Source organism: Mesorhizobium sp. C395A, assembly GCF_030323205.1.
In the GTDB taxonomy this organism is placed as follows: Bacteria; Pseudomonadota; Alphaproteobacteria; order Rhizobiales; family Rhizobiaceae; genus Mesorhizobium.
The window spans coordinates 4,185,712-4,199,346 of the sequence record NZ_CP100473.1 but is presented as its reverse complement, the minus strand read 5'-3'; the positions used below and the strand labels follow the sequence as shown (position 1 = coordinate 4,199,346).

General features: G+C 63.7%; 12 protein-coding genes. 8 read left to right on the top strand and 4 right to left on the bottom strand.

Translation table 11 applies throughout. The features are described 5' to 3' along the window. Nucleotides 1-25 precede the first annotated feature (25 nt). The 8 genes from NLY37_RS20555 (at nt 26) to NLY37_RS20520 (ending at nt 9,474) form a co-directional block, all read left to right on the top strand. On the top strand, nt 26-1,156 hold the full coding sequence (locus NLY37_RS20555) for a patatin-like phospholipase family protein (RefSeq protein WP_023742759.1): 1,131 nt from the start codon (nt 26-28) through the stop codon (nt 1,154-1,156). Between the two features lie 519 nt (nt 1,157-1,675). Next, nucleotides 1,676-2,854: an efflux RND transporter periplasmic adaptor subunit gene (locus tag NLY37_RS20550; RefSeq protein WP_031246449.1), complete on the top strand. Its 1,179-nt coding sequence runs from the start codon at nt 1,676-1,678 to the stop codon at nt 2,852-2,854. Nucleotides 2,855-2,919: 65 nt separating this feature from the next. Continuing rightward, complete coding sequence (locus NLY37_RS20545) at nt 2,920-6,084, top strand: efflux RND transporter permease subunit (protein ID WP_023742761.1); 3,165 nt, start codon at nt 2,920-2,922, stop codon at nt 6,082-6,084. 96 nt (nt 6,085-6,180) lie between these two features. Further along, nucleotides 6,181-6,339, top strand: coding sequence for a DUF3309 family protein (locus NLY37_RS20540; RefSeq protein WP_023707271.1), 159 nt, complete (start codon nt 6,181-6,183; stop codon nt 6,337-6,339). 350 nt (nt 6,340-6,689) lie between these two features. Then, complete coding sequence (locus NLY37_RS20535) at nt 6,690-7,106, top strand: DOPA 4,5-dioxygenase family protein (RefSeq protein WP_023742762.1); 417 nt, start codon at nt 6,690-6,692, stop codon at nt 7,104-7,106. 531 nt (nt 7,107-7,637) lie between these two features. Further along, entirely contained in the window at nt 7,638-8,246 is a 609-nt protein-coding gene (locus NLY37_RS20530) for a hypothetical protein (protein WP_023693627.1), read from the top strand. After that, complete coding sequence (locus NLY37_RS20525; protein WP_023693628.1) at nt 8,243-8,635, top strand: phage holin family protein; 393 nt, start codon at nt 8,243-8,245, stop codon at nt 8,633-8,635. The genes NLY37_RS20530 and NLY37_RS20525 overlap by 4 nt, the downstream gene beginning before the upstream one ends. Further along, entirely contained in the window at nt 8,632-9,474 is an 843-nt protein-coding gene (locus tag NLY37_RS20520) for a DUF3618 domain-containing protein (RefSeq protein WP_023715052.1), read from the top strand. Before NLY37_RS20525 ends, NLY37_RS20520 begins: the two co-directional genes overlap by 4 nt. Before the next feature lie 276 nt (nt 9,475-9,750). On the opposite strand, the gene NLY37_RS20515 is transcribed toward NLY37_RS20520, so the two are convergent. The 4 genes from NLY37_RS20515 to NLY37_RS20500 are packed head-to-tail and all read right to left on the bottom strand — an operon-like array spanning nt 9,751 to nt 13,624. Beyond that, a complete protein-coding gene (locus NLY37_RS20515) occupies nt 9,751-9,996 on the bottom strand; it encodes a MoaD/ThiS family protein (protein WP_023684042.1) in 246 nt (81 codons plus the stop codon). 24 nt (nt 9,997-10,020) lie between these two features. Beyond that, a complete protein-coding gene (locus tag NLY37_RS20510) occupies nt 10,021-12,285 on the bottom strand; it encodes a xanthine dehydrogenase family protein molybdopterin-binding subunit (RefSeq protein ID WP_023708566.1) in 2,265 nt (754 codons plus the stop codon). Beyond that, the gene (locus NLY37_RS20505; RefSeq protein ID WP_023684040.1) at nt 12,282-12,764 is read right to left on the bottom strand and encodes a (2Fe-2S)-binding protein; all 483 of its coding nucleotides are present in this window, start codon (nt 12,762-12,764) and stop codon (nt 12,282-12,284) included. The genes NLY37_RS20510 and NLY37_RS20505 overlap by 4 nt, the downstream gene beginning before the upstream one ends. Continuing rightward, nucleotides 12,764-13,624, bottom strand: coding sequence for an FAD binding domain-containing protein (locus tag NLY37_RS20500; protein WP_023708567.1), 861 nt, complete (start codon nt 13,622-13,624; stop codon nt 12,764-12,766). The genes NLY37_RS20505 and NLY37_RS20500 overlap by 1 nt, the downstream gene beginning before the upstream one ends. Nucleotides 13,625-13,635: the final 11 nt, after the last annotated feature.

Below are 13,635 nucleotides of genomic sequence, written 5' to 3'. Positions count from 1 at the left end.
AGCGACCAAACCGAACAGGAACGCCATGACCAAAAACGGCAAGGCGGAGGAAACGAAGAAGATCAACATCGCGCTGCAGGGCGGCGGCTCGCACGGGGGTTTCTCCTGGGGTGTACTCGACCGGCTGCTGGAGGATGGCAGGCTCGACATTTCAGCCGTGTCCGGCACCAGCGCCGGCGCGATGAATGCGGTGGCGCTGGCCGATGGTTTTGTGCGCGGCGGCGTCGAGGGTGCACGGCAAAAGCTCGACGACTTCTGGCGCGCGGTGGCGGCCAAGGGCCGCTTCAGCCCGGTGCAGCGCATGCCGTGGGACGTCGCCTGGGGCAACTGGTCGATCGAGAACACGCCCGGCTATTTCTTCTTCGACACCATGTCGCGGGTGTTTTCGCCCTATGTCGCCAATCCGCTGGGCTTGAACCCGCTGCGCGACGTGGTCGAGCAGGAGATCGATTTCAAAAATGTTCACGCCTGCAAGTCGATGGAGCTGTTCATTTCGGCGACCAATGTCGAGACCGGCCAGCTGCGCGTCTTTTCCGATGGCGAGATCGACCTCGACACGGTGATGGCCTCGGCCTGCCTGCCGCAATTGTTCCGCGCCGTCGAAATCAAGGGCGTGCCCTATTGGGATGGCGGCTATGGCGGCAATCCGGCGCTGTTTCCGTTCTTCAAGACGGCGGCGACCGAGGATGTGCTGCTGGTGCAGATCAATCCGGTGGTGCGCGAAGGCACGCCGAGAAGCGCCAACGAGATCCAGAACCGCATCGACGAGATCACCTTCAATGCCGGGCTGCTGAACGAATTCCGCTCGATCGCCTTCGTCAAGGAACTGATCGCCGCCGGCCGGCTGCCGCCTGGCGAATACCGCGACATCCGCATGCACCGCATCGATGCCGACGAAGCGTTCAAGGATCTGTCGGCGTCATCCAAGGTCAACGCCGAATGGGCTTTTTTGACCTATTTGCGCGACCTTGGCCGCATAGCGGCGAGCGACTGGCTGGAGGAGAATTACGACGCCGTCGGCAAGCGGCCGACGCTCGATCTTTCCGGCGAACTCGATGACGGCTTCAAACCGGTGCGCGGGCCGGCACCGGGACGGCGGGTGAAGGAATTCCTCGCCGCCCGCAAGAAGCCGGAGGCGGAACGCCGGCGGGCCTGAGTCCGCCCGGATCGATCAAACGATCAGCGAAGTGTTCGGCAAATCGGAGTAGCGCCGATGACTTTCCGTCCCGGAACAACCGTTGCGTGTGACGGTATACAAAATCATACTGACGCCTGCTGCCATTCACTGAGTGGCTACGCAGGTCGCGCCCACATTTGAGCGTCAAAAACTAGTGCAGGCACAGGAGAATGTCAGTGCTCAAACGCCTTGAAAACAAAGCGCCTCCAACACCCGTATGGTTCCGAGACCGTGGTTCTGTCGCCTGACGGGGCGCTGACAAAACCGTTTCCCATTGGCCACACTACATCGCCTGGCACAATGTTCCTGCAACTTTTCGACTGTATTGCGATGCAACTTTGATGTAGAAGCGCGGCTTCGCCGTTCACGGCAAATTGAACACGGCCTGGCGCGCACCCATATCGGCGACGCGCCCGAGTTGGAAGACACGGTAGCTGTTAGACGACGGACACCCTGTTGGATAACGACTTGGCCGAACCCCGCAGTGGAAAAACAATGATGCCGAAGATCAGGTTTCACAAGCTTGCCGCTATTGTCGTGCTCATCGGCTTCGCCGCCTGGATGGGAACAGGCGCGTTCTCGTCCGTCGGCAGCGCCGCTGTCGAAGGTGCTGGCAAGGCAGGCGATCAGGCCAAGCCGGGCGATCAGGCCAAGGCACCGGATGCAACCAAGACCGCCGAGGCCGAACCGAAGGCGCCGCTGCGCACCGTCGCTGTGGTGACGCCGCCGCGCAAGACCTATGCCCGCGCCATCCGCATTTCCGGGCTGACCGAGGCCGACAAGCGCGCCGTGCTGGCGACGCGCGTCGCCGGCGTCATCGAAAAGCTGCCGGTCAAGCAGGGCGATCACGTCAAGACCGGCGACCTGGTGCTGATGCTGGCGGCCGAAGAAAAGATCTCGATGGTCGACAATGCCAGGCAGCTCGTCGTGCAGCGCCAGGCTGAACTCGACGCATCGCTGCGGCTCATGAAGACCGGCAATCTGCCCAAGCTGCAGCTCGACACGGCGCGTTCGAACCTGACCGCTGCGCAGTCGCAGCTGGAAACGGCGCAGGCCGAACTCGAGCGCAATCTGGTCAAGGCGCCCTTCGACGGCGTCATCGACCGGGTGCCGGTGGAGCTCGGCAGTTCCATCATGCAGGGCGGCGAGGTGGCAACCATCCTCAAGCTCGATCCGGTGATTGCGCGCGGCGAAGTCAGCGAACGCGACCTCGGCTATCTCAAGCTCGGCGACAAGGCTGCTGTGCGGCTGGTCAGCGGCCAGACCGTCGAAGGCACGGTGCGCTACATCAGCCGCGACGCCTCGTCGGCGACCCGAACCTTCCGCGTCGAGATCGCCGTCCCCAATGCCGACGGCTCGGTGCCGGCCGGCATGACGGCAGAGATTGCGCTCAGCGCGCAGCCGACCGACGCCGTCATGTTGCCGCGCTCCGTGGTGACGCTGGGCGACAAGGGAGACCTCGGCATCCGCGCCGTCGACAAGGACAACAAGGTGGTGTTCTTCCCGATCGACCTGGTCGATGACTCGCCGAAGGGCCTGGTGCTTGGCGGCATTCCCGCCGATGCCCGCGTCATCGTCGCCGGCCAGGAGCTCGTCAAGGAAGGGGACGTCGTCAAGCCGGTCGAGGCCGACCAGGCGACCATCCAGAAACTGTTGGGCGAAGCGACAACGCAGTAGCGCCGGGTGGCCCCGGGCGGGGACAACCGGCCGCCATGCGGCTCCTGAAATCTTGAGAACAGGCCATGGATATCGTCAAACTCGCGATCAACAATGCCCGGCTGACCATTGCGGTGCTGGTCTTCCTGCTGCTGGCGGGCTGGGTCGCCTATCAGTCGACACCGAAGGAAGCGGAACCCGACGTTCCTACCCCTTATGTTTATATAAATGTTGCCTATCAAGGCATCGCGCCCGAAGACGCTGAAAGACTTCTGCTTAGGCCTCTGGAGGCAAAGCTTAAGAGTCTCAAGGGGTTAAAGGAGATGAAATCATCCGCCTATCAGGGCGGTGCCTTTGTCTTCCTTGAGTTTCTGCCGTCTATAAAAGTCGACACCGCGGTGACTGATACACGCTCGAAGGTTCAGGACGCGAAGGCTGACCTTCCCCAAGCGGCAGAAGAACCGGTTGTTACCGAGGTCAACATTTCCGAGTTTCCCGTCCTGGTCGTCACGCTGTCCGGCGATGTGCCCGAGCGTGTGCTTACGGCGGCGGCGCGCGAACTGCGCGACCGCATCGAGGAAGTCCCGGGCGTTCTTGAGGGCACCATACAAGGCGCGCGCGACGATCTCGTCGAGGTCGTCATCGACCCGATGAAGCTGTCCTCCTACGGCCTGCAGCTCGACCAGTTGATCGGCGCGGTCGGCGCTTCCAACAGCCTGGTCGCCGCCGGCAATATCGAGGGTTCGGAAGGCAAATACGCGGTCAAGGTGCCGTCGCTGATCGAAACACCAGAGGATGTGGCGTCGCTGCCGGTGGTTGCCGGACCCAATGCCGTCGTCCAGGCCAAGGACATCGCCACGATCCGGTCGACCTTTGCCGATGCCACGACCATCACCCGCCTCAACGGCAAGCCGGCCATCGCCATTGAAGTCAAGAAGCGCATCGGCGCCAATCTGATCGACACGCTGGCCAAGGTGCGGGAAGTGTCCGACGCCTACGTCAAGACCATGCCGGAAGGCATGAACATAACCTACACGCAGGACAAGTCCGTCTTCGTCAACCAGCTGCTGGGCGACCTGCAGAACCACGTGATGATCGCCGTCATCCTGGTGTTCATCGTCATCCTCTATGCACTGTCGGGACGCGCCTCGCTGCTGATCGGGCTTGCCATTCCGTCATCCTTCCTCATCGGCATCCTGCTGCTTGCGATGATGGGCTACACGATCAACATGATCGTGCTGTTCAGCCTTATCCTGGCGGTCGGCATGCTGGTCGACGACGCCATCATCGTCACCGAATTCGCCGAAAGGCGCATGGGCGAAGGCATGCCGAAGGCGGAAGCCTTCACGCTGGCCGCCAAGCGCATGGCCGGTCCGGTCATCGCCGCGACGATGACGCGCATCGCGGCGTTTTCGCCGCTGCTGTTCTGGCCCGGCATCATCGGCGACTTCATGAAATACATGCCGATCACGCTGATCGTCACGCTGTCGGCCTCGATGCTTTATGCGCTGGTGTTCGCGCCGACGCTGGGCGCGCTCTTCGCCAAGGCGCCGGAGCATCACGAGGAACACAATCGCGACGGCTGGTACATGGCGCTGGTCAAGCAGGCGGTGCGCTTCCCCATCACCGTGCTGGTGCTTACCGCCGTGCTTTTGACCGGCGTTGGCTTCGCCTATTCCAAATACGGCGCCGGCGTCGAGTTCTTCCCCAGCGTCGAGCCCGACTACGGCCTGCTCTATGTGCATGCCCGCGGCAATCTCTCGCTGGCCGAAATGGATACGGCAACCAGGATCGCCGAAAACCGGCTGCTCGGCTGGCCCGGCGTGAAATCGGTCTACACCCGCGTCGGCAAGACGCAGGGCGGCGGACAGGACGTGCCGGAGGACGTCGTCGGCGTCATCCAGTATGAGTTCATCGACTGGCGCGAGCGCAAATCGGCGAACAATATCCTGGATGAGCTGCGCACCGTCATGGCCGGCATTCCCGGCGTCGATGTCGAAGTGCGCGTGCCGGAGGCCGGTCCTCCCACAGGCAAGGCGGTCCAGCTCCGGCTTTCAGCCATCGATCCAAAAGGGCTTGACGACCAGGCCCGTGCGGTCGCGGCGCGCATCGCCAAGGTGCCCGGCGTCATCGACGTTTCCGACGGCCTGCCGCCGCCCGGCGTCGACTGGGCGCTCGAGGTCGACCGCGCCAAGGCGGCGCAGTACGGCATCAGCCCGACCGCGGTCGGCACCGTGGTGCAGTTGGTGACCAATGGCTTGAAGCTCTCGGAATATAGGCCCGCCGGCGCCGACGACGCCGTCGACATCAGGCTGCGCCTGCCCGAAGACCGGCGCACGCTGTCGACGCTCGATGAGCTCAGGGTGCAGACCGCGCAAGGCTCGGTGCCGATCTCCAACTTCGTCGTGCGCAAGCCGGAGCCGACGGTCGGCATCCTCAACCGCATCGACGGCGCCCGCACCGTGGTCGTCCAGGCCAACGTCGCCGCCGGTAACCAGGTCGCGGCGGTGCAGGCGGAGGTGACCAAGGCGGTCACCGACATGAAGCTCGACAGCGGCATACGCTGGAAGCTGGCCGGTTCCAACGAGGACAGCGCTGAAGCCAGCGCCTTCCTCGGCAAGGCCTTCGGTGCGGCGATCTTCCTGATCTTCCTGGTGCTGCTGATGCAGTTCAACAAGTTCACCAGCGTGCTTCTGGTGCTGTCCTGCGTGGTCATGGCGACGATCGGTGTGTTCCTGGGGCTGCTGCTGACAGGCGAAGCCTTCGGCATCGTCATGTCGGGCATCGGCGTCATCGCACTGGCCGGCGTGGTGGTGAACAACAACATCGTGCTCATCGACACCTATGACCGGCTGCGCGAAGAGGGCTGGGACAAGATGGAGGCGGTGCTGCAGACCTGCCGCGAACGTGCCCGCCCGGTGGTGCTGACGGCGGTATCGGCCATCCTCGGCGTGCTGCCGATCGCCTTTGGTCTTGGCCTCGAAATCTTCCATCACGAGACGACGATCAACGCGCCGTCGACGCAATGGTGGATTTCGCTGTCCTCGGCCATCGTCTTCGGCCTGTCCTTCGCCACGCTGCTGACGCTGGTGGTGACGCCGTCGATGCTGATGATCTTCACGCGCAGCAAGAACAGCCGCTTCTACGCGTTCTTCCGCCGGCTGTTCGGCCGCGACAAGAAGCCCGATGCGCCTGTGGGGCCGAGCCCGCTCGATGAACCGGCAATCGCCTTCCCGAAAGCCGCGGAATAGCTGCATTCAACCAGTCGGACAAAAGGCCGTCCGGAACAACCGGGCGGCCTTTTGCATTGTCCCCTCATATCCGACCAGCAAGGCGAGGGACTCTTAATGACCGTCAGCACCATCCTCATCATCGTTTTGATCCTGATCCTGATCGGCGCCGTACCGGCCTGGCCGCACTCACGCTCCTGGGGTTATGGGCCGTCCGGAATAGTCGGCGCTGTGCTGGTGGTGCTGCTGATCCTGGTGCTGATGGGCAGGGTTTGATCGGGGCAAGAGACCTCTGCGATCAGCGGGTCCTCGCCCGATGAAGTGCTGGCAATAGGCATACGGCGGCGCCCGCCCACACTCCGTCCGCTTCGCGGCCACCTCTCCCACATGTCCATGGGGGAGAGAAAATGCCAAGCTTTTCAAGGCAGCGACCTTGGCGATTAGCATTTCCTCTCCCCCACGAATGTGGGGGTAGAGGTGGCTGGGCGATGCCGAGACGGAGTGGGGGAGCTCCATATGCGATTGGCCCGAAATCGAGATGACGAGCACACGCTGTGCCCCCCTTGGCCACCCCGCCCGCTTGCGTATACGCTGCCCGCACCACAATCACCGAGGGAGCTATCAAGGTGAACACCGCCAGCCCGCCAAGGCCTCTCGCCGAGATCGCCAGCTATCACGCCCACATCTACTATGACGGGCAAGCCGAGCGGCAGCACGCCGAATGGCTGCGCCTGCGCATCGGCGAACGCTTCCGCGTGCGCCTGGGCAACTGGCGCGACGAGCCGGTCGGCCCGCACGAACAGGCCATGTACCAGGTCTCCTTCGCCACCGAGATCTTCGCCACGCTGGTCCCCTGGCTGATGCTGAACCACAGCGGCCTCAGCATCCTCATCCACCCCAACACCACCAACCCAAAGCGCGACCATCTGGTCGATCCGATCTGGATCGGGCGGCCGCTGGGGGTTCATGGCGAGGTGCTGGGTGACGAGGATGAAGCGGAAGAGGCGCTGGAGGTGAACACGGAGCCGACGCTGGGGGCGTAGGGAGGCGTTCTGCAAAGTAGAGACTTGGCCCTTGGAGACGCGTTCACCAATAGCCCAGTTCAGGCATGCATGACCGGCCGCTTTACGCCTCAAGCCGTATCCTATGCCTTCATCATTAGTTCGTCGAAGGTGCCGAACCAGCGCGGGGCCGTTGGAGCGATGGACCGTCAATTGATGGCAAGGGAGAGTTCTCCTTGGTCGCCGGTACGCCGAGGCGGGGTCGCCGAATAGGCAAAGATTGCAATAGAGGAGGCAGCCGGCACTCGTTCCCGCAGGGTCGGGCGCACCCGTTCGTACGGAACAACTGGCGCTCCGCACGAGGGACAGGGCAACTCACTGGTGACTGGGTGCGTGCCTGACGAACCTCTTCGTTTCGGCTGAGATAAATGCTCTCACTTACGGAACATCGCAGGTTCGTCGAAGTTGGAAAGCTACGGAGGACGTGCACATGAACAGTGTAATCTATCTTATCGGCCTTATCGTCGTCGTGCTCGCGGTCCTCTCCTTCCTCGGTTTTCACTAGGTGGCCTCATGCAGCATGAGAAGGATCAGGGCGGACAGCCCACCGATTTCGACAAGGCGAAAAGCGACGTCTCCGAAAGACTTCGCCAGGAAAATGAGCGTGCCAGCGAGTTGCTTCACGACGCGCGGGACGAGGTGACCCGTAAGGCTGGCGACTATGCATCTGAAGCCACGCAGGTCATCTCCGACAAGGCGGAGGAGGCGCAGCGCGACATCGGATCGAGCTTGGCGGCGTTGGGTGGTGCACTGCGAGCGGCCAGCGATCACCTTGCCAGCAACGATGAAAGGAACGCATCGAAGTTCGCTTTGGATGCTGCCAGTGGCCTTGAGCGGCTTTCATCGTCCTTGAAACAGAAGCCCTTTAGCCAAGTCCTTGATGACGTGCAGTCCTTCGGCCGGCAAAATCCCGGTGTCCTGCTTGCGGGATCGGTGTTGGCCGGATTGGCTCTCGGGCGGTTCATCAAGGCTTCTCCGCCGGCAAGGCCCGATTCTGAGGCCGCTCCGGGAGGCCTCAAATCACACACCGATCAGCCACAGGGTTGGTCCGCTGATCGTCCACAAGATTTTGGCGTGGTCGGCGATGATGGGGCCACGCAGATCGCGGAGCAGGACAGATGAATAACCAGGACAATCCCAGCCTTGCCGGGCTAGTCACCGATTTGGCCCAGAATGTCACCACTCTGGTGCAAACCGAGGCGAGGCTGTTTCGGGCCGAGCTCTCTGAAAAGCTTACCAAAGCCGGAGCAGGTGCCGCGGAAGTGCTGGGCGGCGCGATTTGCCTGCTCGCCGCGCTCTTGGTGTTGCTGCAGGCGCTCATTATCGCACTGACGCGGGCAGGGCTTGGCGCGGGGTGGTCTTCCCTGCTGGTCGGTGTGGTCGTGGCGGTCCTCGGCGTCATCCTGCTGCGGACCGGGACGGCCAGCATGGCGCCTTCGGAACTTACCCCCGACCGGACCCAGGGACAGCTGAAGCGCGACGCGAGCGCGATTAAGGAACAGGTGAGATGAAAGAGAAATCCGCAGCCGAACTTGAACGCGAGGCCGAGGCGGCTCGCGCCCGGGTGATGGAGACCGCCGAATCCATTCGAGGCAAGATGACGCCGGGACAATTGCTGGATGAGTTCACCGGGCTGTTCTCGGGAGGGGAGAGCGCGGCCATGCTCAGCAATCTCAGAACGCAGGTCCGAGACAATCCTTTGCCGGTCACCATGGTGGGCGCAGGTCTGGCCTGGCTGATGTTCGGCAGCGGTGCCTCAAACACCGCCCACCGTTCGGCTGGCTATCCATTGCCTTCAGCGCCGGGACGACATGATGTAGCAGGGGAGCGCGGCGGTTTGGGCGGCACGCTCTCCGACGCCGCGGAATCGCTCTCCTCGAGCGCTACCAGCGTCGGCGACACCATATCGAGCACCGCAAGAGCCGCTGCGGCGGGTCTGACGGGAAGCGCTGCCAATGCAAGCTCGACGACTGGGGACATGGCGGCGAAAGCCAGCCGCTCCGCGCAAGATCTGTTGGAGGACCAACCCTTGGCCGTAGCGGCCGTCGGTCTCGCCATCGGCGCCGCTATAGGTGCAATGCTGCCCCATACCGCAACGGAGGACGAGCAACTAGGCGCCTATGGCGACAAGCTTCGCGATTCCGCCGAAACTTTGCTCAATAGGGGCCTCGATGAGGCCAAGCAGGTCGCCGCCGAAGCCTATGAGACCATTAAGCAGGAAGCTGGCCGGCAAGATATGGAAGCAGACACGATAGCCGATCAGCTCGGCGAGATCGTGAAGTCCACAGCAGACAAGACCGAGCATGCCGTGCGCGAACGAATTTCCGATACGTCTCAGCGCCAAACCTAGCTTGATGATCCTGGATCAACGATAGCCGGCCTCTCCAGAAAGGGGCCGGTGTTGTCCGTCAAACGGTGACCCGCTCGAGTCACTTCAGAGCCGTGTGCGGACTGATGTCCCTTGCCGATAGTAATCCAGCGGATCAGGTTCTCTGGATTGTTGGCCAACCCGCCGCCGATAAGACGCGGTCAGCAAAACTGGCATCTAGGCGAGGACCGACATTGCACTTGAAGTTCGCAGACCGAGGATGCCGGTCCGCTCTGGGACGTAGGGCGACACCCCACTTCACCCCCCAGCCAGCCGCGGCAGCAGAAAAATCTCCGCCCCCGGCGGCAGTTCCTTCGACCACGTATCGCGATAGATCGTCCCGTCGATCGCCACCGCGATGCCCTTCTCGATCCAGGGCTCGATGCCGGGATACTGTTCAGCCAGTTTCCTGAACAGCTCCCTGATGTCCTTGGCCTCGACCTCGACCTTGCTCTGGCCGCCGGCGAGCTGGCCCAGCGCGCCCCAGAGCGTCACTTCGACCATTAGGGCAAGAACCTCATTTTTGCCCTAGCCTCCCCGTTCCGCCTCGATCGCGGCGAGGACCCTTGGCGGCGACATCGGGATGTGGGTCATGCGTACGCCGGCGGCGTTGGAGACCGCGTTGGCGATCGCCGCCAGCGGCGGCACGATCGAGGTTTCGCCGACGCCGCGCACGCCATAGGGGTGGTTGGGGTTGGGGATCTCGAGGATCTGCGTGTCGATCATCGGCAGGTCCGAGCAGACCGGGATGCGATAGTCGAGGAAGCCGGCATTCTGGAGGCGCCCGTCCTTGCCGTAGATATACTCCTCGTTGAGCGCCCAGCCGATGCCTTGCGCGGCGCCGCCCTGGTACTGGCCCTCGACATAGGTGGGGTGCACCGCCTTGCCGGCATCCTGGATCACCGTGTAGCGGATCACCCTGGTCGAGCCGGTATCGGGGTCGACCTCGATGTCGCATATATGGGTGGCGAAGGAGACGCCGGCGCCGTCGGCGACGAGCTCGCTGTGGCCGGCGATCGGCCCGCCCGTCTTGCCGGAAGCGGCGGCGATCTCCTTCAGCGACAGGGCTGCAAGGTTGCCGTATTTCTCGCCCTTGGCGATGGCGTGGCCGTTTTCCCAGACCACGTCGTCGACGGGGATGTCCCACGTCTGGGCGGCGCGCTCACGCAGGATCTTGATCGCGTTGCGGGCGGCCGAGATGGTCGCCATCGAGGACGAGAAGGTGCCGCGGCTGCCGTCGGTCATGTCGTTGTAGCCAAGCGAGGACGTGTCGGCGACCACCGCCTTGAGCTGGGCATAGTCGATGCCGAGCTCCTCCGCCGCTACCAGCGACAGCGACGCGCGCGAACCGCCAACGTCCACCGTGCCGACAGCCAGCGACACCGAGCCGTCCATGCCGATGTTCAGGTCCACGCAGGTCTGGCCACCGAAATTGAACCAGAAGCCGCAAGCCATGCCGCGGCCCTGGTTCTTGCCCAGCGGCGCCTTCATGTGCGGATGGTGCTTGGCCGCCTCCAGCGTCGGGCCGATGCCGATCGGGCCGTAGACAGGGCCATAGGAAGAGCGGGTGCCTTCCTGCGCGGCGTTCTTGATGCGGAACTCGACCGGGTCCATGCCGAGTTCCTTGGCCAGCTCATCCACAGCGCTTTCCACCGCGAACGCCGCCATCGGTGCGGAGGGTGCGCGATAGGCCGCGGTCTTCGGCCGGTTGACCAGCACTTCGAAGCCGACCGTCTTGACGTTATCGAGCTTGTAGCAGGCGAAGGCCGTCATGGCGCCGATCTCGGCCCATGTGCCGGCATAGGGGCCGCTGGTGTAGCGCAGCGTCGCTTCGGCGGCGGTGATGGTGCCGTCCTTGCGGGCGCCGATCTTGACGTCGATCGAGGTGGCGCTGGTCGGGCCCGAGGCGCGGAACACCTCGTCGCGAGTCATCACCAGCTTCACCGGCCGTCCTGCCTTGCGCGACAGAGCGAGTGCCACCGGCTCGGCCCAGACATGGGTCTTGCCGCCGAAGCCGCCGCCGATCTCCGAGGAGGTGACGCGCAGCTTCGAGGCTTCCAGCCCGAGCAGTTGCGCACAATGCTGGCGGTAGACGAAATGGCCCTGCGTGCAGACCCAGAGGTCGGCGGTGCCGTCGGACGAGACGCTCGCAACGCAGGCGTGCGGCTCGATATAGCCCTGATGCGTCTGTTCGGTCTTGAAGGAGCGCTCGACGATGACATCGGCGTGCCCAAAGCCCTGATGGACATCGCCATGGCCGAACTGGCTGCGCTTGGTGACGTTGGACGGCTTTACCGGCTTTTCCTCGAGACCCTCGGTGAAGATCGTGTCGTTGATCAACGGCGCGGTGTGCTTCATCGCCTCGTCGACATCGGTCACATGCGGCAACAGCTCGTACTCGACCTCGATGAGCTTCAGCGCCTGCCTGGCCGTGCGGGCATCGACGGCGGCGACCGCGGCCACGGCGTGGCCGTCATAGAGCGCCTTGCCGCGCGCCATGCAATTGTCGAGGACGTCGTACATGGCGGCATCGCCATCGGTGAGATCGGGCAGGTCGGCGGCGGTGATCACCGCTTTCACGCCGGGGAGCTTTTCCGCCTTCGAGGTGTCGATCTTGAGGATTTTCGCGTGGGCGTGCGGGCTGCGCAGAACACGCCCGACCAGCTGTCCAGCCATGTTGAAGTCGGCGCCGTAGCGGGCGCGTCCGGTCACCTTGTCGACGCCGTCGGGACGGATAGGCCGCGTGCCGACGGATGAGAATTTGCGGCCCGAAAAGCGTGGATCGAAGTTCATGCGTGTGCTCCCTTCATCACGTTGGCCGCATCCTGCACCGCGCGCACGATCTTGTCGTAGCCGGTGCAGCGGCAGAGGTTTCCGGCGAGGCCGAAGCGGATTTCTTCCTCGGTCGGATCGGGGTTCTTGGCCAGGAGGTCCTTCGCCGCGATCAGGAAGCCCGGCGTGCAGATGCCGCATTGCAAGGCTGCGTGTTCGAGGAATTTCTGCTGCAGCGGATGCAACTGATCGCCATGCGCCATGCCTTCGACGGTCTCGATATGCCGGCCTTCGGCTTCAGCGCCAAGCACAAGGCAGGAGCAGACCAGCCGATTGTCGAGAATGATCGAGCAGGCGCCGCAGTCGCCCGTGCCGCAGCCTTCCTTGGCGCCGGTCAGGCCGAGCCGATCGCGCAGGACGTCGAGCAACGTCTCGTCGGGCTGGCAAAGGTATTCGACGTGATCGCCGTTGATTGTCGTTGAAACTGCTACACCGGCCATCATTTGCCTCCTGCGCGTGCGTAGGCGGTCGTCGCGGCCCGTCCGGCCAGCACGCCCGCAACTTTTCGTCTGAACTCGATGGTACCGCGCTTGTCGTCGATGGGGCGGCAGGCCCCAGCGCAGATCTTGGCGAGCCGCTCAAGTGCCGCCTCATCCAGCTTCCTGCCGATGAGAGCCTCGGCTGCTTCTTCCACCAGAAGCACGGTCGGGGCCGCGGCGCCCAGCGCGACGCGGGCGGCTGTTATGACGCCATGCTCGTCGAGCGTCAGCTTCACGCCGGCGCTGACCACCGCGATGTCCATCTCGGTGCGCGGAATGAATCTGAGGTAGGCGTCGCCCGAACGCGGCGCGCGCTTGTCGAGCAGGATCGCCTCGACGATCTCACCCTTGGTGAGCGAGGTCTTGCCAGGCCCGATCGGCACAGCCTCGACCGGAATGGTGCGCTTGCCCGAGGGACCGGCAACCGCGGCCTTTGCGGCGGCGGCCACCAAGGCCGGGACGCTGTCGGCGGCCGGCGATGCGTTGCACAGATTGCCAACGATGGTGCAGCGGCCCTGGACCTGCTTGGAGCCGATCAGCTTCGCCGCTTCGACGACACCGGGCCAGGCCTTCTTCAGAACCGAGCTCTCGCCCAGGACGGCGCAGGGGACGGCGGCGCCGATGCTGAAGCCGTCGGCCGTCTCCCTGATCTCGCTCAAGCCCTCGATCGCCTTGATGTCGACGATCAGGTCGGGATTGACAAACCCGCCCTTCATCCGAACGAGGAGGTCACTGCCTCCCGCGAGAATGGCTGATGTGCCGGAAGCGTCGGCCAGCAGGCCAACGGCGTCTTCGATTGAAAGCGGACGTATGTAACGCATCGTCTCCCCTT